Source organism: Nocardiopsis sp. L17-MgMaSL7 (assembly GCF_003182025.1).
Classification (GTDB): domain Bacteria; phylum Actinomycetota; class Actinomycetes; order Streptosporangiales; family Streptosporangiaceae; genus Nocardiopsis; species Nocardiopsis prasina.
Map to the genome: position 1 here is coordinate 78,094 of NZ_QGTF01000007.1, position 18,970 is coordinate 97,063.

General features: G+C 70.6%; 19 protein-coding genes. 8 read left to right on the forward strand and 11 right to left on the reverse strand.

Annotated elements, in window-relative coordinates; all coding sequences use genetic code 11:
* Positions 1–12: 12 nt before the first annotated feature.
* Both prpB and BDW27_RS13930 read right to left on the reverse strand, forming a co-directional pair.
* Positions 13–906 (reverse strand): methylisocitrate lyase, encoded by an 894-nt coding sequence (gene prpB / locus BDW27_RS13925; protein WP_110049584.1) that lies wholly within the window; start codon positions 904–906, stop codon positions 13–15.
* Complete coding sequence (locus BDW27_RS13930) at positions 906–2,414, reverse strand: MmgE/PrpD family protein (protein ID WP_110049797.1); 1,509 nt, start codon at positions 2,412–2,414, stop codon at positions 906–908. The genes prpB and BDW27_RS13930 overlap by 1 nt, the downstream gene beginning before the upstream one ends.
* Positions 2,415–2,628: 214 nt before the next feature.
* On the opposite strand from BDW27_RS13930, the gene BDW27_RS13935 reads away from it, so the two are divergent.
* Together BDW27_RS13935 and BDW27_RS13940 are read left to right on the forward strand one after the other, a co-directional pair.
* Positions 2,629–2,862 carry a type II toxin-antitoxin system HicB family antitoxin gene (locus BDW27_RS13935; RefSeq protein ID WP_110049585.1) on the forward strand — a complete coding sequence of 78 codons (234 nt, stop codon included), beginning with the start codon at positions 2,629–2,631 and terminating at the stop codon, positions 2,860–2,862.
* Entirely contained in the window at positions 2,859–3,080 is a 222-nt protein-coding gene (locus tag BDW27_RS13940) for a type II toxin-antitoxin system HicA family toxin (protein ID WP_110049586.1), read from the forward strand. Before BDW27_RS13935 ends, BDW27_RS13940 begins: the two co-directional genes overlap by 4 nt.
* 599 nt (positions 3,081–3,679) lie before the next feature.
* On the opposite strand, the gene BDW27_RS13950 is transcribed toward BDW27_RS13940, so the two are convergent.
* The gene (locus BDW27_RS13950; protein WP_233515757.1) at positions 3,680–4,141 is read right to left on the reverse strand and encodes an ATP-binding protein; all 462 of its coding nucleotides are present in this window, start codon (positions 4,139–4,141) and stop codon (positions 3,680–3,682) included.
* 274 nt (positions 4,142–4,415) lie between these two features.
* On the opposite strand from BDW27_RS13950, the gene BDW27_RS13955 reads away from it, so the two are divergent.
* From BDW27_RS13955 to BDW27_RS13965, 3 genes are all read left to right on the forward strand, one after another.
* Entirely contained in the window at positions 4,416–5,234 is an 819-nt protein-coding gene (locus tag BDW27_RS13955; protein ID WP_017542813.1) for a helix-turn-helix transcriptional regulator, read from the forward strand.
* An 8-nt stretch (positions 5,235–5,242) separates the two neighbouring features.
* On the forward strand, positions 5,243–5,431 hold the full coding sequence (locus BDW27_RS13960; protein ID WP_026128944.1) for a DUF397 domain-containing protein: 189 nt from the start codon (positions 5,243–5,245) through the stop codon (positions 5,429–5,431).
* Between the two features lie 105 nt (positions 5,432–5,536).
* Complete coding sequence (locus BDW27_RS13965; RefSeq protein ID WP_110049589.1) at positions 5,537–6,979, forward strand: short-chain fatty acyl-CoA regulator family protein; 1,443 nt, start codon at positions 5,537–5,539, stop codon at positions 6,977–6,979.
* A 3-nt stretch (positions 6,980–6,982) separates the two neighbouring features.
* Here the strand turns inward: BDW27_RS13965 and BDW27_RS13970 are convergent, their stop codons facing one another.
* The 4 genes from BDW27_RS13970 to BDW27_RS13985 form a co-directional block, all read right to left on the reverse strand.
* Complete coding sequence (locus tag BDW27_RS13970) at positions 6,983–8,575, reverse strand: serine/threonine-protein kinase (protein WP_233515758.1); 1,593 nt, start codon at positions 8,573–8,575, stop codon at positions 6,983–6,985.
* Entirely contained in the window at positions 8,568–10,310 is a 1,743-nt protein-coding gene (locus BDW27_RS13975; RefSeq protein ID WP_110049590.1) for a serine/threonine-protein kinase, read from the reverse strand. The genes BDW27_RS13970 and BDW27_RS13975 overlap by 8 nt, the downstream gene beginning before the upstream one ends.
* Positions 10,311–10,478: 168 nt before the next feature.
* Positions 10,479–11,402, reverse strand: coding sequence for a hypothetical protein (locus BDW27_RS13980; protein WP_110049591.1), 924 nt, complete (start codon positions 11,400–11,402; stop codon positions 10,479–10,481).
* Between the two features lie 215 nt (positions 11,403–11,617).
* Positions 11,618–12,229: a hypothetical protein gene (locus BDW27_RS13985; RefSeq protein ID WP_146223263.1), complete on the reverse strand. Its 612-nt coding sequence runs from the start codon at positions 12,227–12,229 to the stop codon at positions 11,618–11,620.
* 231 nt (positions 12,230–12,460) lie between these two features.
* Between BDW27_RS13985 and BDW27_RS13990 the strand changes: the two genes are divergently transcribed.
* The 3 genes from BDW27_RS13990 (at position 12,461) to BDW27_RS14000 (ending at position 15,890) form a co-directional block, all read left to right on the forward strand.
* Positions 12,461–13,756 carry a GAF domain-containing protein gene (locus tag BDW27_RS13990; RefSeq protein ID WP_110049593.1) on the forward strand — a complete coding sequence of 432 codons (1,296 nt, stop codon included), beginning with the start codon at positions 12,461–12,463 and terminating at the stop codon, positions 13,754–13,756.
* Positions 13,757–13,959: 203 nt separating this feature from the next.
* The gene (locus BDW27_RS13995; protein WP_110049594.1) at positions 13,960–15,483 is read left to right on the forward strand and encodes an aldehyde dehydrogenase family protein; all 1,524 of its coding nucleotides are present in this window, start codon (positions 13,960–13,962) and stop codon (positions 15,481–15,483) included.
* Positions 15,483–15,890: a DUF779 domain-containing protein gene (locus tag BDW27_RS14000; RefSeq protein WP_110049595.1), complete on the forward strand. Its 408-nt coding sequence runs from the start codon at positions 15,483–15,485 to the stop codon at positions 15,888–15,890. Before BDW27_RS13995 ends, BDW27_RS14000 begins: the two co-directional genes overlap by 1 nt.
* 81 nt (positions 15,891–15,971) lie before the next feature.
* On the opposite strand, the gene mnhG is transcribed toward BDW27_RS14000, so the two are convergent.
* The 4 genes from mnhG to BDW27_RS14020 are packed head-to-tail and all read right to left on the reverse strand — an operon-like array spanning position 15,972 to position 18,970.
* Positions 15,972–16,382: a monovalent cation/H(+) antiporter subunit G gene (mnhG, locus tag BDW27_RS14005; RefSeq protein ID WP_017542822.1), complete on the reverse strand. Its 411-nt coding sequence runs from the start codon at positions 16,380–16,382 to the stop codon at positions 15,972–15,974.
* Positions 16,375–16,698 (reverse strand): monovalent cation/H+ antiporter complex subunit F, encoded by a 324-nt coding sequence (locus tag BDW27_RS14010; protein WP_017542823.1) that lies wholly within the window; start codon positions 16,696–16,698, stop codon positions 16,375–16,377. The genes mnhG and BDW27_RS14010 overlap by 8 nt, the downstream gene beginning before the upstream one ends.
* Positions 16,695–17,306: a Na+/H+ antiporter subunit E gene (locus BDW27_RS14015; protein ID WP_110049596.1), complete on the reverse strand. Its 612-nt coding sequence runs from the start codon at positions 17,304–17,306 to the stop codon at positions 16,695–16,697. The genes BDW27_RS14010 and BDW27_RS14015 overlap by 4 nt, the downstream gene beginning before the upstream one ends.
* Entirely contained in the window at positions 17,303–18,970 is a 1,668-nt protein-coding gene (locus BDW27_RS14020; RefSeq protein WP_199560654.1) for a Na+/H+ antiporter subunit D, read from the reverse strand. Before BDW27_RS14020 ends, BDW27_RS14015 begins: the two co-directional genes overlap by 4 nt.

Genomic DNA, 18,970 nt, shown 5'->3' on the forward strand with positions numbered 1-18,970 from the left:
CACCACATCCCTTCAGATCCTGAAGTTGTAGACGTCGTCGTCGAAGGCGTTGTACGAGGCGTAGTCGATGAGTTCGTAGAGGCGGGCGCGCGTCTGCATGCGGTCCACGAGCCCCGCTTGCGTGCCCTCCTCGCGGAGGGTGCGCAGTCCGTCCTCCACGGCGCCCATGGCCAGGCGCAGGCTGGTGACCGGGTAGATCACCATGTCCATGCCGAGGGACTCCAGCTGTTCCACGGTGAGCAGCTCGCTCTTGCCGAACTCGGTCATGTTGGCCAGCAGGGGCACGTCCACCGCCTTGCGGAAGGCCTCGAAGTCCGCCGGGCCGCGCATCGCCTCGGGAAAGACCATGTCGGCTCCGGCGTCCACGTACGCCTTCGCCCGTTCGATCGCGGCGTCCAAGCCCTCCACGGCGGCCGCGTCGGTGCGCGCGCAGATCACGAAGTCCTCGTCTCGGCGGGCGCTCACCGCCGCCCGGACGCGGCGCACCATCGTGCCGGTGTCCGTGACGGTCTTGCCGTCCAGGTGCCCGCAGCGCTTGGGGTTGACCTGGTCCTCCAGGTGGCACCCGGCCAGCCCGGCCTCCTCCAGGGACCGCACGGTGCGGGCGGCGTTCATGGGTTCCCCGAACCCGGTGTCGGCGTCGATGATCGTCGGAAGGTCCGTCACCCGGGCGATCTGGCCCCCGCGCCCGGCCACCTCGGTGAGGGTGGTCAGGCCGATGTCCGGCAGGGCGAGGTCCGCGGCGATCACGGCGCCGGAGACGTACACGCCGTCGAAGCCGAGTTCCTGGACGAGGACGGCGGTGAGCGGGTTCATCGCGCCGGGAACCCGCAGGAGCCGGTCCGAGGCGAGCCCCTCCCGAAGAAGCCGCCGCCTGGCGTTGGGTGACGTGGTGGACTGCGACATCAGAAGATTCCCTTCGAGGTCGGCAGGTCGCTCGGCGCGGTGGCCGTGTCCTCCGCGAAGGACAGCTGACGCACCTCGTCGGCGGTGAGCTCGGGCAGGCGCCCCACCAGGCCCAGGAAGCGGTCCTGCTCGTCCTTGGACACGACCCCCTCGGCGAGGGCGCGGAACTTGGCGACGTAGTCCGGGCGGGTGAACGGGCGGGCACCGAGCGGGTGGGCGTCGGCCATCGCGATCTCGTCCTCGATCACGGAGCCGTCCGCCATCTCCACCACCACGCGGCCTCCGAAGGCCTTCTCGTTCGGATCCGTGGCGTGGTACCTGCGGGTCCACTCCGGGTCCTCCACCGTGCTGATGCGGTGCCACAGCTCCACGGTGTCCGGCCGCTGGGCGCGCTCAGGGGAGTAGGAGCGCTCGTGGTGCCACTCGCCGTCCTGGAGGGCGACGGCGAAGATGTAGGGGATGGAGTGGTCCAGGGTCTCCCGGCTGGCGGTGGGGTCCATCTTCTGCGGGTCGCCCGAACCGGTGCCGATCACGTGGTGCGTGTGGTGGCTGGTGTGGATGGTGATCGAGCGCACCCGGGACGTGTCCCCGACCTTCGGGCCCAGACGTCGTGCCAGATCGATGAGGGCCTGGCTCTGGTACTCGGCCGAGTGCTCCTTGGTGTAGGTGTCCAGGATGCCGCGCTTGGCCTCACCCGGTGCGGGGAGTTCGACCACGTACTCGACCCCCGGGCCGCTGAGCAGGTAGGCGATGAAGCCGTCCTCGCCCTCGTAGGCGGGGGAGGGGGCGCCCTCGCCGCGCATGGCGCGGTCCACGGACTCCACGGCCATCTTCCCGGCGAACGCGGGGGCGTACGCCTTCCAGCTGGAGATCTCGCCCTTGCGGGACTGGCGCGTGGTGGTGGTGACGTGCAGGGCCTGCTGGACGGCCTGGTAGACGGTCTCGGTGTCGAGCTCCAGGAGCGTGCCGATCCCGGCCGCGGCGGAGGGGCCCAGGTGGGCGATGTGGTCGATCTTGTGCTCGTGCAGGCAGATGCCCTTCACCAGCGCGACCTGGATCTCGTAGCCGGTGGCGATGCCGCGCACCAGGTCACGGCCGTCCCGTCCGAGGTGCTGTGCGACGGCGAGGATCGGCGGGATGTTGTCCCCGGGGTGCGAGTAGTCGGCGGCCAGGAAGGTGTCGTGGAAGTCCAGTTCCCGGACGGCCACCCCGTTGGCCCAGGCCGCCCACTCGGGGGAGACCCGCGTGGACGACGGGGTGCCCATGACGGCCGCGCCGGGGTTCAGAGGGTGCCGGGTGGCCTGCGCGCGGGCGCTGCGGACGGGACGGCGGCGCAGTGAGGCGGCGGCCACGGCGGCGTTGTCGATGATCCGGTTGCCGATCATCTCCACCACGGCGGGCTCGACCCGGACCGGGTCGGTCGCCACGGACGCGATCCGGTGGGCCAGCTGCTCCTCCTTGGCGGGCCCCTCGGAGCTCCGGTGGACCCGGACGCGGTGCTGCACCATGTTCATCCCCTCGACGCGGTATCTGTGCAGCCGAGGTTCGCACGGGAGAAAGGCCAGGTGGAAGGCCCGAAACCTGCTGAGTCGTGCTAACCGAGGGGTGTGTTTTCGCTAAGTCGGCCAAGTCGGCTGAGGCCACTTCAAGCGTGGGAGGCGCGTAGGGTCAAGAGTTGCTGAGTTAATGCACTAACTAACGTCACCCCGGTACAGTCGTTATATGCACCGCACACTGCACCTCGCCGTCACGGTGACACCCGACCACGAAGCCGGTGGTTACGTGGCTCGCGCTGTGGACGTCGAAGTCGCCTCCCAAGGTGAGACGGAGCAGGAGGCATTGGACGCTCTTATCGAGGCCCTGGAGCTGTACTTCGAGGACGACGAGGACGCCGTCCGGCAATTGGCGGAAACCCCCACCAGGGTCACGGAGATCGACGTACGCTTGCCCGCGTGAGCCCTTCCCACATCCCGATCTCCTCCGGCGCCAAGGTGGTCGCCGCGCTCCGGAGAATCGGTTTCGAGCACGTCCGGACCAAGGGCGACCACGCGAAGCTCAGGAAGGGCTCCAGAGTGGTGATCGTTCCGCTGCACAAGGAACTCAAGCGCGGGACCACGGTGTCCGTCCTCAAACAGGCGGGTCTCACCCCGGACGAACTCCGTGACCTCCTCTGAGTAGTCCGCGTGCGGCTGACCTACGCGGGAGTGGGAAACGTGGATGTTCTGGGCGAGTTCCCGCTGGGGCTCCTCGCCCGGGAATGGCAGCCAGCCTCACAGGGTGAGGGTTGCCGTCCCGAGGTCCCGCTTCCATGGCGACCACGCCTCCGGGTCTGGGGTGCGCTGGACATGTACGGGCGGATGAGGGAGCCCGTGCGGTGGTGCTCTGGCCAGAGTTCCATCAAGCCGCTTGGCAGGTCGCTGTGGACGGTGGGTTCCGGGCGGGGGAGTGGTCCCCGGTGGTGGGTCAGTTCCGGCCTTCGGGGTGCCGGGGCGAGTGCGACGCGGTCGCGGCGGAGGGGTTCGGTTCGGGTGGGGGCGCCGATCACCTGGCACAGCGCCCACGCCACCGTCGAGGCGAACATCCACCACAGTCGCGAGGTCATCGAAACCCGGGGCCTGCGGTGGCGGCCACCAGTAGAGTTCTGCACAGTCGATTCCCTGTCTCGTCAGGTGATTGATCAGCCCCGGGGGCCGGTGTTGGTAGCGCCGCCCCGGGGCGTTCTGCTGTGTGCCCGGTTTTGTGTGTGCCTGACCAGGCCGAACAGGCGTGCCTTCTAGCTGGCAAGTGCGAGCCAGCTCTCCCCCAGGTCCGGTTCCCGGTCCAACCGCACCATCGCGCGCATCTCCAGCGGGAAGCCGCGTCGGCCCTCCCACCACCAGTACTCGGCGATCCGGTCCACCAGCCACAGCCCCCGGCCGCCCGGGTGCATCTCACCGGGCTGACGGTCCACCACCTGGGGCATCTTCACGCCGCCGCGCAGCCGGGGTCCCTGGTCGACCACGCTCATCAGCGCGACCTGGTTCCCCAAGAGTTCGAAGGAGATCCCCATCCGGCCGTGCGGCTCTCCGGTCGCGGTGTGCTGCACGGCGTTGGTCGCCAGTTCACTCAGCACCAGCTCGACCCAGAACCCACTCCCGTCCTGGAGCCGGGCGTTGCGCAACAACCACTCGCGTGCCAGAGCCACGTCCTTGGGGTTGCCACCGAAGTAGCCCCATCGCGCGGACGACCGTCCCACCCCACCACCGGGTCGCCGAGGCCCAGGTATCCGACCACTGCCCATGACTTCTCCTTCGAATCAACATCCACTCTCGTGTGATCGCCCTACGCTTAGAAGTATCCACGGAGAGCAACTTTCTCGCAATAGATGCTGGGGAAATTTTCCCGAGAACGGATTGCGGGAAGTTGGCCCGGGGGTGTGGGATGCGTCAAACTGGACACCTCCCGACTTCCGGAGGTCATTGGTGGGGCAGAGTCCAGCAGGCGTCACTCGGCGCACCATCGCGCGAGTCATGAAGCGTGCGCGGCTCCGCGCGGGCATCAAGAGCGGAACGGCGGCGCAGCACGCGGACATCAGCCCCGGCACGCTGACCAAGTACGAGAAGGCCGAGAACCCCTGGCCGGTGCCGGTCGTCTACGTGCTCAGCGAGTTTTACGGGCTCTCCGTGGAGGACCGTGACAGGCTCGTCGCGCTGGCCCGCCAGAAGGAACTCGGCTGGTGGCATCGCCATCAGGAGATCCCCGAGTGGTTCGAGTCCTATGTCGGGCTGGAAGCCGAAGCTCACACCGTGTCCAACTACGAGGACGGTGTCATTCCTGGGCTGCTCCAGACCGAGGAATACGCGCGTGCCATCCTTGCCGCTGACATCGACGCTGGTTCGGACGAGCAGGTAGAGGGCCACGTCACCGTACGGATGCAGCGCCAAAAGCGGATCACTGAAGAAACTCCCCTTCAGTTCGACACGGTGTTCAACGAGAGCGCGCTCTACCGCGCTGTTGGCGGCGCAGAAATCATGTCTGAGCAGCTTGGCCACCTTCTGGAGTGCGCCGAGCTGCCCAACGTGGATCTCAGAGTGCTCCCCTTTGAGGCCGGTGCTCACCCAGTGACGGGAAGCAGCTTCGTGCTCATGCAGTTCCCCGACCTGCTGGACAACGTCAGCTTCGAGGACATCGCACTCATCGAGTACCGGACAGGAGCCCTCTACCTGGAGAAGGACCAAGAGGTCGATCTCTTCGCGCGTATCTTTCAGCGCCTACAGAGCCAGGCGCTCAGCCAAGAGGAATCCGTCAAGCGCATCCAGCGCATCCGCAGTGAACGATTTGAAGGATGAGGCACAAGGTGGCTTTCAACAAGGCCGAGAAGACGGCCTGGCACAAGTCAAGCTACTCCGGTAGCGGAGGTGGCAACTGCGTGGAGGTCGCGGAAGGGCAGGACGTCCTGGTTCGCGACACGCAGCACCGGGAGCAGGGCCACCTCTCCTTTGTGAGCGGCGAGTGGGCCACCCTGCTGAACACCCTCAAGCGCTGAACTACTGCTGAGACGAGCTAAGACCCCCTTCCATCCCCGCTAAGCCTGCTAACGCCTGGTGGGACACCTTCGGGTTAGCCTGGCGGGGACGGAAGGGGCGGCACAGTGCGCAAGGTCTTCGCGGGTCCACGGCTGCGCAGGCTGCGGCAGGAACACTCGCTCAAACAGTCCGAACTCGCCCGTGATCTGGGCATCTCCGCCGGTTACCTCAACCAGATGGAGCACAACCAGCGCCCGCTGAGCGTTCCCGTCCTGCTGAGGATCACCGAGGCCTTCGGGGTCGATCCCAGCTTCTTCGCGACCAGCGACACCTCGCGGCTGATCGCCGAGCTCCGGGAGGCCCTGACCGACGTCCCCACCGGGGACCAGGTGAGCCCGGACGAACTCGACGAACTCGCCTCCGCCATGCCCTCCGTCGCCCGGGTCCTGGTGGACCTGCACCGGCGGTACCGGGACGTCTCCGGGCAGGCCGCCGCGCTCGCGGAGGGCCGCGACGGCGCGGAGTCGTCCGTGGCGCCCATGGCCTACGAGCAGGTCCGCGACTTCTTCTACGAACGCCAGAACTACGTGGGCGAGCTCGACGAACGCGCCGAAGAACTCGCCACCCAGCAGGGTGTCGAACCGGGCCGCGCCCACATCGTCCTCGCGCGTCTGCTGAAGGAGCGGCACGGCGTCAGGGTGGAGAGTGAGGCCCCCGGCAACGAGGGCGCTCGCAACCGGGTCTTCGACTCCGAGCGGCGGGTCCTCACCCTGGCCGCACACCTGCGCCCCGGTCAGCGCGCCTTCCAGCTCGCCACCCAGCTGGCCTTCCTCGAACACGGCCCCCTCCTGGACGAGCTCGCCCAGGGGGAGGAGCTCACCACCGAACAGGCGGTCCGGCTGGCGAGGATCGGCCTGGCCAACTACTTCGCGGGCGCGTTCATCCTCCCTTACCGCGAGTTCCAGTCGGCGGCGGAGGCCGAGCGCCATGACATCGAGCTGCTCGCGGACCGCTTCGGCGTGGGCTTCGAGACCGTCTGCCACCGCCTCTCCACCCTGCAACGACCCCGGCAGCGGGGCGTGCCCTTCTCGTTCGTGCGCGTGGACCGGGCGGGCAACATGTCCAAGCGCCAGTCCGCCACCGGCTTCCACTTCTCCCGCTCGGGCGGTACCTGTCCGCTGTGGAACGTCTACGCGGCCTTCTCCGCCCCGGGCGTCATCCAACGGCAGATCGCCCAGATGCCCGACGGCCGCTCCTACTTCTGGGTCGCGCGCACGGTGACCAGGGGATACGGCGGTTACAGGGCCGCCCGCAAGACCTTCGCGGTCGGTCTGGGATGCGAACTCCGGCACGCGAACCGGCTCGTCTACTCCACCGGCCTGGACCTGGCCGACCCGGGCTCTGCCACCCCCATCGGCCTGGGCTGCAAGGTCTGCGAACGCCCCGCCTGTCCGCAGCGGGCGTTCCCCCCGGCCGGTCGCTCCCTGCTGGTCAACGAGAACTCCAGCACGGTTTCGCCCTACCCGGTCGCGGACCACGCGGACAGGGTCGGGCTCGACCCGCGCTGACACTCAGGGGCAGGAGTCGTACTCCACGGACGTGCTCCCGGCCGGGGCGTCGTAGCACTGGCTGATCGGCGGGATGCCGGAGATCCCGGGCACGTGGTCGGGGTCTCCGAAGGTGAGCGGGCCGCGCGCGGGGGCGCCGGGGAAGGTGAGGACCAGCTCGTCCCCGACGGCGGCCGGTCCGGGGGTCTCCTCCGGGTGGATCGGCCCCTCGGGGGTGGGTACCGTGAACTGCTCGGCGACGGCCGCGCCGTGGCCGTCGACCAGGTTCTCCACCAGCAGCGTGAAGCGCACCCCTTCGGGCGTCTGCTCGATGGAGGCCACGGAGAGGTGGAACAGCGTCCGGTGGTCGTCGGGGGTGGCCTGGAAGGTCGGCAGGCCGTTCGACGACGTGATCGCCTCGGCCAGCCACTCGGCGTTGGTGCCGAAGGGCGTCGGTTCCGGCATCACCCACTCCGCACCGGCGGTCCGCGCGCCCTCGCCCGGGTCCTCGTCCGGTTCCGCGGTTGCGGTGGCGGTGTCCTCACCGTTCACCTCGGCGTCTGTGGAGAGGGTGCGGGCGGCCAGGGTCCCGCCGCCCACGGCGCACAGCAGCAGGACGGCTGCTCCTCCCGCCACGAGGGCCCTGGACACCCGGCGCGGCGGAGGCGGCGGGACGGCCCGCACACCTCGCCACTCCCGGTCCAGTAGGGCGCCCACCGACATCCGGACGGCGGCGGCGTCCGGGGCGGGGGACCGTCGCCCCCCCAGGGTGACCAGGGCGTGGGTGACCCCGGCCGCCGTCGGGCGCTGGCCCGGGTCGGGGCTGAGCGCGGCCGCCACCAGGGGCAGCAGCGGCGCGGGCACACCGGTCAGGTCCGGCACCCGGTCGAGTGCTCGGAGCGCGAGCGAGTCGGTGGGTTCCGAGCCGAAGGGCGGGCGGCCGGTGGCGGCGTGGGCCACGAGAGCGCCCCAGGCGAACAGGTCGGCGGGTGGTGCGGCCGCCGACCCGCGCAGCACCTCCGGGGCGATCCATCCGGGGGTGCCCACCAGGCCCCCTGTGCGGGTCAGCGCGGTCTCGTCGACAGCGCGGGCGATGCCGAAGTCCAGCACTTTGGGGCCGTCGGGGGCGAGCACGACGTTGCCGGGCTTGAGGTCCCTGTGCACGACACCGGCGGCGTGCACGGCCTGGAGGGCCTCGGCGACCCCGGCCGCCAGGCCCAGGAGGAGGTTCGGCGGTAGGGGCCCGTGCCGTCTGACGTAGGCGGACAGGGTCAGGCCGGGCACGAACTCGGTGGCCAGCCAGGGGCCGTCCGCGTCCTGGCCGGAGCCGAGGAACCGCGGCACCGAGCGGCTGCGGACGCGGCCCAGGACCCGGACCTCCCGGGTGAAGCGGGCGCGGAAGTCCGGGTCCTCGGTGAGTTCCTCCCGGATGACCTTGATCGCCGTGTAGCCGTCGCGGGAGCCTCCGCACCGCCGCAGACCCGCGTACACGGTGCCCATGCCGCCGGTGCCGATCCTGCCGACGACGCGGAACCCGCCGAGGGACTCCGGGTCGTCCGGGCGCAACGGGGCGAACCCCGGGGCCGGGTGCGGGTTCGTGACTCGGGGCTCACTCACTCGGGGGTTCCTCCCAGCAGGGCACGAACTCCTCGTCGGTCATGTCGACCGGCGGGTACGGGTGCCAGTTCATGTAGCAGGCGTAGGCGCCCCGGACGGCGTACCGCGTGCCGCCGTGGGCGTCGTGCGCGGGCAGGTAGGCCAGCAGCCCGCTGTCGGGCGCCCCAGGGAAGCGCACCTCGAACTCGGCGCCGGGCGACTCCGGGTCGACGGTGACCAGCACGTCGTCGGGGTCCGCGTGGTGGGCGGGGCGTCCGTCGGCGGTGGGGTCGTCCGGGAGCGGGTCCATCCCTTCCCCGACCTCCAGGAGGGTGAAGTCGCCCGAGCGCAGCGTGAACTCCCCGTTGTCCGCCACGTACTCGACTTCGCCGAACACCGTCACTCCGGTCCGCGCCGCGGCGTCGGAGCTCACAGTCTCCAGACGGACGGTCGCCACGGCTGACTCCGCGCGCTCGGCCTCCTCGGGAAGCACGGGACCCACCCCGTCGAACCCCGGCGCGATCCCGAGTTGCCCGGAGTCGTCCGCGTGCACGGTGAACAACCCGTTCCCGGACATCTCGACCGCGATCGTGCCGCCCGCGCCGGAGACCGCGCCGGTCTCCGTACCCCCGACGCGTCCCTCCTCCGAGCCGTCGGTCCCGCGCGCGCTGGTGCCGTCGACGTTCGTGCCGAACCGGCCGCCCAGGTACCAGCCGCCCGCGGTCACCAACAGCACGGTCGCCACCGCCGCGACGCCCACGGCCCATCGGCGCCCACCCGCACCCGCCGGGGTGCGCGCGGAGTCCGGGTTCGGGGTGGGGCTCCGGTGCGGGGCGACCGCGGCGGGCGGCGACGGAGCCTCCCACTGCTCCCGGAGTACCTGGGTGACCCGGACGGTCGCCTCCTCCGCGCCGGTCCCGCCGACCCGGGTCGGCTCCGTTCCGAGCAGTTCGGACAGCACCTGCTCCACGGTCGGCCTTCGCGCGGGGTCGTCCCCGGTCGCGGCCGTGACCAGGGGTGCCAGATCCTCGGGCACTCCGTCAAGGTCCGGCCGGGCTTCCAGGACCCGTACCGCCACGGACTCGGCGGAACCGGTCCCGAACGGGTTCCTGCCCGTGGCGGCGAAGGCCGCCAGGGCGCCCCACGCGAAGACGTCGGCGGCCGGGCCGGGCTGGCCGCCCCGCAGCAGCTCCGGGGCGACCCAGCCGGGCGTGCCGAACAGCCCTCCGGTACGGGTGATGGCGGTCTCTGCCAGCGCACGGGCGATGCCGAAGTCCAGGACCTTGGGCCCGTCCTCCGCGAGGACGACGTTGCCGGGCTTGAGGTCGCGGTGCACGATCCCGGCGGTGTGGATCGCCCGCAACGCCTCGGCGACCCCGGCGGCGAAGGCCCTCAGGTGCCCTCCGGTCAGCGGACCGTGATCGCGCACGTGCTGGCGCAGGGTGGGTCCGGCGACGTACTCGGTGACCAGCCAGGGCTGCCCGGAGCCGGTGTCGCTGGCCAGGAAGCGCGGCACGCAGGGACTGGAGACCCGTCGGACGAGGTCGGCCTCGCGGCGGAACCGGGCCCGGAAGTCGGGGTCGGCGGCCAGGTCGCCGTGGACGAGCTTGATCGCCACGAGGGCACCGGAGGGGGCGCGACCGGCGTAGACGGCGCCCATGCCGCCCGCGCCGAGGCGACCCACGGTCCGGTAGTCGCCCACGGATCGTGGGTCGCGCGGGCGGAGGGGTTGGAAGGGCGGTTCAGGAGGGGTCACGTGCGCTCCCGAGGAGCTGGTGGCTGGGATTCGGGCGGCGAGCGCGCACCGAGCTTAGCCACTATGACCCCGCCCGCACCGTTCCGGTTCCGACGGTTCGCCCGCCGGGCCCGTCCGGGCCGAGCACGCCGAGCCCGCCCTCCGGCTCAGGGACCGGAGACCCCGCGGTCAGACCCCGGGCGGATGGTGACCCTGAAACCGGGCCTGGTGGGCCCGTGCCTGGTACTCACGGACAAGCCGACGGCGGTGCTCCCCGCGCTTGACCCCCACTGTGATCAGCAGGACCAACGACACGACGAAGCCGGTGATGCCGGACAGCATCATCACCCCGACCCCGGCGAGCATCCGGTTGTCGTAGGCGACGGCAGCGTCGGTGTCCGCGATCACGTACTCCAGGTCGGGTGGTCCGTCGCAGGTCAGGATGTACCGGCCGGGGGTGTTGAACGTGGCGGACTGGACCAGTCGCCACTCCTCGTGGCTGAACCCGACCACCTTCTCCGTGAACCTCGGGGTCCCCGCGCCGTCCAGCGCGCAGGAGAACCGGTACTCCTCGTCCGACTCGGCATTGGAGAACAGGCCCAGGGACCCGGTCTGCTCCTCGGTGACCTCGAACGTGGTCGTGCCGGAGCCCCGGACCACCTGGGAGACGTGCTCCGGAGGCTGGTGGTGGGAGAACCCGGTTCCGAAGGCGGTCGCCCCCAGGACGATCCCGAGGGGAAGGGCGAGGGCGCCGACCACCATCCACCGGCGGCGGGGGCGGATGTCCTTCGCGGGGATCTCGACCCTGGGGGGTGGACCGTACGCGGGGTGGAACGCCGGAGCACCCACGGGAGCACCCATCGGCACCCCCATCGTCGCGGCCCGCTCGCGCTGGGCCCGCTCGGCGCGTTGGCGGGAGAGCCTGCTGGAACGGATGAGGAGCACGATCAGACAGGTGATCGTGGAGACCATGAAGGTCAGGATCGGGGTCAGGATACCGCCGACGATCAGCCCCGGTGAGGCGTCCGGGTTGTCGCTCAACAGAAGGATGCTGACCAGCAGGTTCGCCGGGAAGAGCGCGCCCACCCAGTACCAGAGCCGGGAGGGGCGCACATCGGGCGGACGTTCCCCGGCCTCCTGCCGCGGAGGCGGTTCGGGAACGGGATTCTGCGGGAGGTGGTGCGGGGACGGCGGAGGGGGTGTGCCCTGCGGGGGCCTCGGCGGCTGGTGCCCTGGCGGGGTGGGGTTCCGTGGGGGCTCACCGGGCTGCGGACCCGGGGTGGGGCCGCCGGTCTCGGGGGTCGGCATGGGGCCTCGTGCTTTCGCGGTCAGAACTGGTGAGGGGACTGCTGCGCCACCTGGGAGGAGGGCCTCGTGCGAGCTGATCTCCGGCGCAGGGCCGTGACCACACCGACCACGATCGCCGCGAGGAGCACGGACGGGGCCACGAAGACGGCGATCACGGCGGTGACGAAGAGCTGGGCCTTCACGGCGTGGAGGGTACCGGCGGACGCCAGGGCGAAGTCGTTGGTCGAATCGGCGCACGTGATCCTGTAGAGGCCGGGCTCCGAGGTGTCCAGGTTCCCCAAGGTGTCCCAGTCGCCGTAGCCCTCCGCGTTCAGGTACCAGGTTCGCGGGATCGACAGGTCTCCCGACGGCGGGTAGTACATGCAGGTTCCCTTGGCTTCACCGGAGGTGAAGAGCGCCCACGCGTCGGCCTCGCCCTCGGCCACCTCGAGCTCGATCATGTCGTCCGACGTGAACTCCTCGGTGATGGCCGGGGAGAGCTTGATCGGGTTGCTGTTCAGCAGGAGAGACAAGCCGAAGAGCAGCACTGCGGCGAGGGCCAGGGCGCCGGACCACCGGTAGCCGCGTTCGTGGGAGGGCCGCCGAGCGGACGGAACGGGGTACGGGTTCGGATGCTGAGGGGGAGGGGGCATGCACGCAGTGTCGCAGAACCCTGCGACAGAGGAGAAAACGAGGAATCAGCGGGCATTCCGACCTCGTCCGGTCCCAGCCGGGACGCGTTCGGGTACACACGCGACGTCCTGGGGCAACTCGCCCGTGGCCTCGGCCGAGACCCTTGTCAGGACCCCTCCCCGCGGGTTGACTCGAGGGCCCCGGGACGGAGGCCGCCGGGGGCCGCACCGCCGCGACGAAGGGACACACCGATGTCCGCAGCATGGAACGCGTGGACTTGGGAGACCGATCCCGACACCCTGCGCCGGGACGTGGCCGTCGCGCACGAACGCTTCACCGGCTCCGGACGGCTCAGCGGCCGGGTCCGCCCGGTGGTGGGGGAGTCCTGGCGGCGCAGCGCCCTGCACGGGGTGGACCCCGACCGCACGCTGCCCCGCCTCGAACTCACCGGCCCCGCCCTGCACGCCTACCGCAGTGCCCACCCGATCTCCGTTGCCATGCCCCTGCTGCGCCGTCTCCTCCTCGACACCGCGCCCGGACCGCAGATCGTGGCGGTCGGCGACGTCTCCGGCCGTCTGCTGTGGGTGGAGGGCGACCACCGCCTGCGCAGCAGCGCCGAGGCCATGCACTTCGTCGAGGGCGCCAACTGGCACGAGAGCTCGGTGGGGACCAACGCGCCCGGGGTGGCCCTCACTCTCGACCACGAGGTGCAGGTCTTCGCCAGCGAGCACTTCAGCCGGGGCGTCCAGCGCTGGAGCTGTTCGGCGGCGCCGCTGCACGACCCCGACACGGGCGCGCTGATCGGCGTCCTCGACCTCACCGGCGCGGACCACCTCGCCTCACCGCAGGCCCTGGCCCTGGTCAGGGTGGCCGCCACCGCCGCCGAAATGGAGATCCGGGCCCAGCGGACCAGCGGGCTGCTCCCGGCGCCCCGCACGGAGGGGGACGCCGTCTCCCGGTCCGGTTCCGCTCCGGGCCCGGCCCGCCTGCGCGTCCTCGGCCGTGACCACGGACTGTTCGAGGCCGACGGGGAGACCGTCGAGCTCAGCACCCGCCACTCCGAGATCCTCCTGCTGCTCGCTCGCCACCCGTGCGGCCTGACCGGCGACGCTCTCGGCGCGCTGCTGCACGAGCGGGACGCCGCCCCGGTCACGGTCCGTGCGGAGATGTCCCTCCTGCGCCGACTGCTGGGCTCGGGGCTGCTCGCCTCCCGCCCCTACCGGCTGTGCAGACCGCTCACCACCGACCTCGACGAGGTGCGCCGCCACCTGGCCGAGGGCGCCTACCGCCAGGCCGTCAGCGTCTACGAGGGACCCGTGCTGCCGCGCTCCGAGGCGCCGGGGGTGGCCGAGGCCCGCGAGGAACTCCAGGCCGAGGTGTGCGAGGTGCTCGCCACCGGGGCCGATCCCCAGGCGCTCCTGGCCTGGTCCGACCGGCCGGAGTGGCGTGAGGACCCACGGGTCCTGACCGCCGCCCTGCGTGCCCTGGATCCGGACTCACCCCGGCACGCCGCCCTTCGAGGGCGGCTGCGCAGGCTCGGAGCCTGACCTGTGCGCGACCCGCGGGGACTGCTGCCGCGACTGCGACGCGACTCCGCCGCGCTCGCCGCACCCCCGCCGCGACCGCGACACGACCCCGCCTCGCGCAACGTGGTCGCAACCTGCGGGTAACTAGCGTCACACCTCCCTGTTCCAGGAGCCGGGCGGGCGCCTCGCCGCGCCCGCGCAGCGACACAAGGAGGCACCCCACCATGGTGATCTACGCTCCCCCAGGTGAGTCCGGCAGCGTCGTCGAGTACGCGCCTCGCTACGAGAACTGGATCGGCGGCGAGTGGGTCAGACCGGTCAGGGGCCGCTACTTCGAGAACCCCACCCCGGTCACCGGCCGGACCTTCACCGAGGTCGCCCGCAGCGGTGCCGAGGACGTCGAACTCGCCCTCGACGCCGCGCACGGCGCCGCGCCCGCCTGGGGCCGCACCCCGGCGGGCGAACGGGCGCTCGTCCTCAACCGGATCGCGGACCGGATGGAGGAGCACCTGGAGCGGCTCGCGGTGGCTGAAAGCTGGGAGAACGGCAAACCGGTCCGTGAGTGCCTGGCCGCCGACATCCCGCTGGCCATCGACCACTTCCGGTACTTCGCCGGGGCCATCCGCGCCCAGGAGGGGCACAGCTCGCAGATCGACGCCGACACCGTCGCCTACCACTTCCAGGAGCCGCTGGGGGTGGTCGGCCAGATCATCCCCTGGAACTTCCCGATCCTCATGGCGGTCTGGAAGCTGGCCCCGGCCCTGGCGGCGGGCAACGCCGTGGTCCTCAAGCCCGCCGAGCAGACCCCGACGTCGATCCTGGTGCTGGTCGACCTCATCGCCGACCTCCTGCCACCCGGTGTGGTCAACATCGTCAACGGCTTCGGGGTCGAGGCGGGCAAGCCGCTGGCCTCCAACCCGCGGGTTCGCAAGGTCGCCTTCACGGGTGAGACCACGACCGGCCGACTGATCATGCAGTACGCCTCCGAGAACCTCATCCCGGTCACCCTGGAACTGGGCGGGAAGAGCCCGAACATCTTCTTCGCCGACGTGGCCGCCGAACGCGACGCCTTCTACGACAAGTCGCTGGAGGGGTTCACCATGTTCGCCCTCAACCAGGGGGAGGTGTGCACCTGTCCGTCGCGCGCCCTGGTGCAGGGCTCGATCTACGACGGCTTCATGGCCGACGCCCTGGAGCGGGTCGGCCGGATCAGGCAGGGCGACCCGCTGGACACCGAGACCATGCTCGGCGCGCAGGCCAGCAACGACCAGCTGGAGAAGATCCTGTCCTACGTCGACATCGGCCGCCAGGAGGGCGCACGGGTGCTCGCCGGAGGCGGCCGGGCCGAGATGGGGGGCGACCTCGCGGGCGGCTACTACGTCAGCCCCACCGTGTTCGAGGGCCAGAACAGCATGCGGATCTTCCAGGAGGAGATCTTCGGCCCGGTGGTCTCCGTGGCGCGATTCGACGACTACGCGGACGCCGTCAAGACCGCCAACGACACCCTGTACGGGCTCGGCGCGGGCGTGTGGTCCCGCGACGGCAACACCGCCTACCGGGCCGGGCGCGACATCCAGGCCGGGCGCGTGTGGGTGAACAACTACCACGCCTACCCCGCGCACGCCGCGTTCGGCGGGTACAAGCAGTCCGGGATCGGCCGCGAGAACCACAAGATGATGCTCGACCACTACCAGCAGACCAAGAACCTGCTGGTCAGCTACTCGGAGCAGGCTCAGGGGTTCTTCTGATGGACACCTCCCACGAGCCCGGGGCGGCCGGCGCCGCGCCCGTGGAGAGGGTCGCCCTCACCGAGGGGGCGGCCGCCCTGCTCCGGGAGCTCACCGCCGACCACGGGCCGTTGATGTTCCACCAGTCCGGCGGCTGCTGCGACGGCAGCTCACCGATGTGCTATCCGCTCGGGGAGTTCCGCACCGGCGCCTCCGACGTGCACCTGGGCGACCTCGACGCCGGACTGCCCGACCCGGTGCCGGTGTGGATGTCCCGGTCCCAGTACGAACTGTGGAGCCACACGCACCTGACCATCGACGTCGTCCCCGGCAGGGGCTCCGGCTTCTCCGTGGAGGCCCCGACCGGCAACCGGTTCCTGGTGAGGTCGCGCCTGATGACCGATGAGGAGGCGGAGCGCCTGGAGTGAGGAGGTGGCTCCACCGTGGGAGCGGTCGGGGGCCGGAGGAACACTGTTCCTCCGGCCCCCGACCCCAGGTGTTCGGCCCCGCTACGCGGTGCTGCCACCGCTCTTCTGGGCGGCCTCGGCCCGCCGCTTGGTGTCCAGGCGGTCGGCCAGTTCGTCGGTGACCACGAGGTCCTCACGGATACGGCCGGTCCGGTAGCCGACCCGGGCCGCGATGTGCCCGGCGACCGGGACGGTGACCACCTGGAAGAGCCCGACCAGGAGCAGCGTGCCGACGCTGAAGGTGCCGGTGTCCTCCTGCGGGACCAGCCGCAGGGCGATCCCCACCAGCACCAGCAGCAGCCCCAGGACCTGCGGCTTGGCGGCGGCGTGCATGCGTGAGAGCAGGTCGGGGAACCGGACCAGACCCACGGCGGCGACGAAGGACAGCATGGCCCCCGCCAGGATGCACAGGATCGCGATCCAGTCCAGGACGTTGACGAGCTGGTCACTCACGGTTCTCCCCTTCCCCCGTGGTTCCCGGGTGGATGACGTCCTCCGGGCGGGCGTGCTCCTCGGGACGTCGGGCGACGAACTTGGAGATGCTGATCGATCCGACGAAGCCGAGCAGCGACAGCACCAGCAGGGTCGGCAGGATGGTGGGGTCCCTGAAGAACGCCGCGTAGGCGCCCAGCCCCGTCAGGGCCGAGGCGAGCAGGACGTCCACGGACAGGGCCCGGTCCAGGATGCTCGGCCCCAGCAGGAGCCGGGCGGTGCACAGCAGCGCGGCCACCCCGAGCAGGACGGCGACGATGACCCACAGCGCGCTCACGTGTTCCCCTTCCCGGCGGCCTGGGCGGCCTCCAGTTCGGCGATGTTCTCCCGGGTACCGAGCGCCCGAACGATGCGCTCCTCCAGTTCGAGGATGTCCTCCTTGGCCTTCTCCGCCTCGGCCTCGCTCTCCGCGCCCAGCACGTGCACGTACAGGACGTGTTCGGGCTGGGCCACCTCGACGATCACACTGCCGGGGATCACCGAGACGGTGATGGCGGTGCACACCAGCATGAGGTCGGAGTCGGTGCGCAGGCGGACGGACACCACCGAGCTCTTGACCGGAGGGCCGGGGCGGAAGACCTGCGCCGTCACCTGGAAGCTGGCGACGGCCATCTTCACCAGGACGTAGAAGAACATCCGCACGCCCTGCACCGGCCAGAACCGGAACCCCGGCACGATCGGCGGGAGCGGGAAGACCATCATGATCGCCACGGACACCGTGAAGCCCAGGAGCGCGATGCCCAGGGACTCCGTGCGCGGCTGGAAACCGTCGAAGAGCAGCATCCACACCACGGTCATGCCGAGGGCGACGGGGATCTGTACCTTGCCCAGACGGTGCCGGACGGCGCGCACCCCCTGCTTCTTCCTGGTGTTCAGGTCGTTCACTGTGAGCCTCCGACTCCGAGGACCGCCTCGATGTAGGGCGTCTGCGCGATCAGCTCGACCGCCGCCTCGGAGGAGTAGGCGATGAGCGGACCGGCGAACACGGTCATGGCCAGACCGAACGCGACCAGCGCGATCGTGGCGCCGACCATGCTCTTGGGCAGGACCACCGAGGTCACCACCGGGGCGGCCGCGGTGGTGGTGTCACCGAGCCGGGACGACGGGCCGACCGCCTCGCCCGACGGACCGAGCGCCGCCGTGGAGGTGTCGTCGGCCTCGGAGTCGTCCAGCACGGTGCCGGGCTCGGCCACCATGCCCTCCGCCGGGGTGCGCCAGAACGCGTAGTTCCAGACCCGGGCGATGACGTACAGGGTGAGCAGGCTCGTCAGGACCGAGGCGCCGACCAGCGTGTACGCCAGCGGGGTGCCGGACTCCACACCGGCCTGGATCAGGCCGATCTTGCCGAGGAACCCGGACAGCGGCGGGATGCCTCCCAGGTTCATCGCGGGGATGAAGAACAGGATGGCGAGCATCGGCGCGATCTTGGCCAGTCCGCCGAGGTGGTCCAGCGAGGTGGACCCGCCCCTGCGTTCGATCAGTCCCGTGACCAGGAACAGCGTGGTCTGCACGGTGATGTGGTGCGCGATGTAGAACACGGCGCCCGCCATGCCGAGTTCGCTGCCCAACGCCACACCGAACACCATGTACCCGATGTGGCTGATCAGGGTGAACGACAGTAGTCGCTTGATGTCCGTCTGCGCCACGGCGCCCAGGATGCCCATGATCATCGTGGCCAGCGCCACCCACATGAGCATCTGGTTGAGCTGCGTGCCGGGGAACATCAGGGTCTCGGCCCGGATGATCGCGTACACGCCGACCTTGGTCAGCAGGCCCGCGAACACGGCCGTGACCGGAGCCGGTGCGGTCGGGTAGGAGTCGGGTAGCCAGGCGGCCAGCGGGAACACCGCCGCCTTGATACCGAAGGCCATCACGAGAATGACCTCCAGGACCAGGGCCAGCTCCGTGGAGATCTCCGGGAGGCGCTCGCCCAGCTGGGCCATGTTCACCGTGCCGGTCGCGCCGAAGATCAGCGCGATGGCGATGAGGAACAGCACCGAGGAGACCAGCGAGACGACCACGTAGATGGCGCCCGCCCGCATCCGCGACTGCGTACCCCCGAGGGTCAGGAGCACGTAGCTGGCGGTCAGCAGGATCTCGAAGCCCACGTACAGGTTGAAGAGGTCACCGGCGAGGAAGGCGTTGGAGACACCGGCGACCAGGATCAGGTAGGTCGGCTGGTACACCGACAGCGGTGCCACCTCCGCCTTGCCCGCCATCCCCTGGCCGATGGAGTAGATCAGCACGGCGAGCGTGATCGCCGCCGACACCGTCACCATCAGCGCGGACAGCCGGTCCGCCACCAGCGTGATGCCGATCGGCGTCTCCCAGCCGCCCACCTGGACGGCCTGCGGGCCGAACATGTCGGCTCCCACCATCAGCGCGGCACCGATGACGAGCACCAGCGCCAGGGTGATGACGCTCAGCCACTGCTGGACCCGGGGCCAGCGGATACCGAGGGCCAGCTTGACCCCGGCCGCGAAGAGCGGCAGCACCACCGGCAGCGGAATGAGGTAGTGGAGGAAGCCAGCGAAGTAGTCCCATTCCAT

Excerpts from the sequence above, each read along its gene's own strand:
- BDW27_RS14000 (WP_110049595.1), top strand. The coding sequence starts at position 15,483 with ATGGACACCTCCCACGAGCCCGGGGCGGCCGGCGCCGCGCCCGTGGAG.
- BDW27_RS13935 (WP_110049585.1), top strand. The coding sequence starts at position 2,629 with ATGCACCGCACACTGCACCTCGCCGTCACGGTGACACCCGACCACGAA.
- BDW27_RS13955 (WP_017542813.1), top strand. The coding sequence starts at position 4,416 with ATGAAGCGTGCGCGGCTCCGCGCGGGCATCAAGAGCGGAACGGCGGCG.
- BDW27_RS13985 (WP_146223263.1), bottom strand. The coding sequence starts at position 12,229 with ATGCCCCCTCCCCCTCAGCATCCGAACCCGTACCCCGTTCCGTCCGCT.
- BDW27_RS13990 (WP_110049593.1), top strand. The coding sequence starts at position 12,461 with ATGTCCGCAGCATGGAACGCGTGGACTTGGGAGACCGATCCCGACACC.
- BDW27_RS14020 (WP_199560654.1), bottom strand. The coding sequence starts at position 18,970 with ATGGAATGGGACTACTTCGCTGGCTTCCTCCACTACCTCATTCCGCTG.
- BDW27_RS13995 (WP_110049594.1), top strand. The coding sequence starts at position 13,960 with ATGGTGATCTACGCTCCCCCAGGTGAGTCCGGCAGCGTCGTCGAGTAC.
- prpB (WP_110049584.1), bottom strand. The coding sequence starts at position 906 with ATGTCGCAGTCCACCACGTCACCCAACGCCAGGCGGCGGCTTCTTCGG.
- BDW27_RS13930 (WP_110049797.1), bottom strand. The coding sequence starts at position 2,414 with ATGGTGCAGCACCGCGTCCGGGTCCACCGGAGCTCCGAGGGGCCCGCC.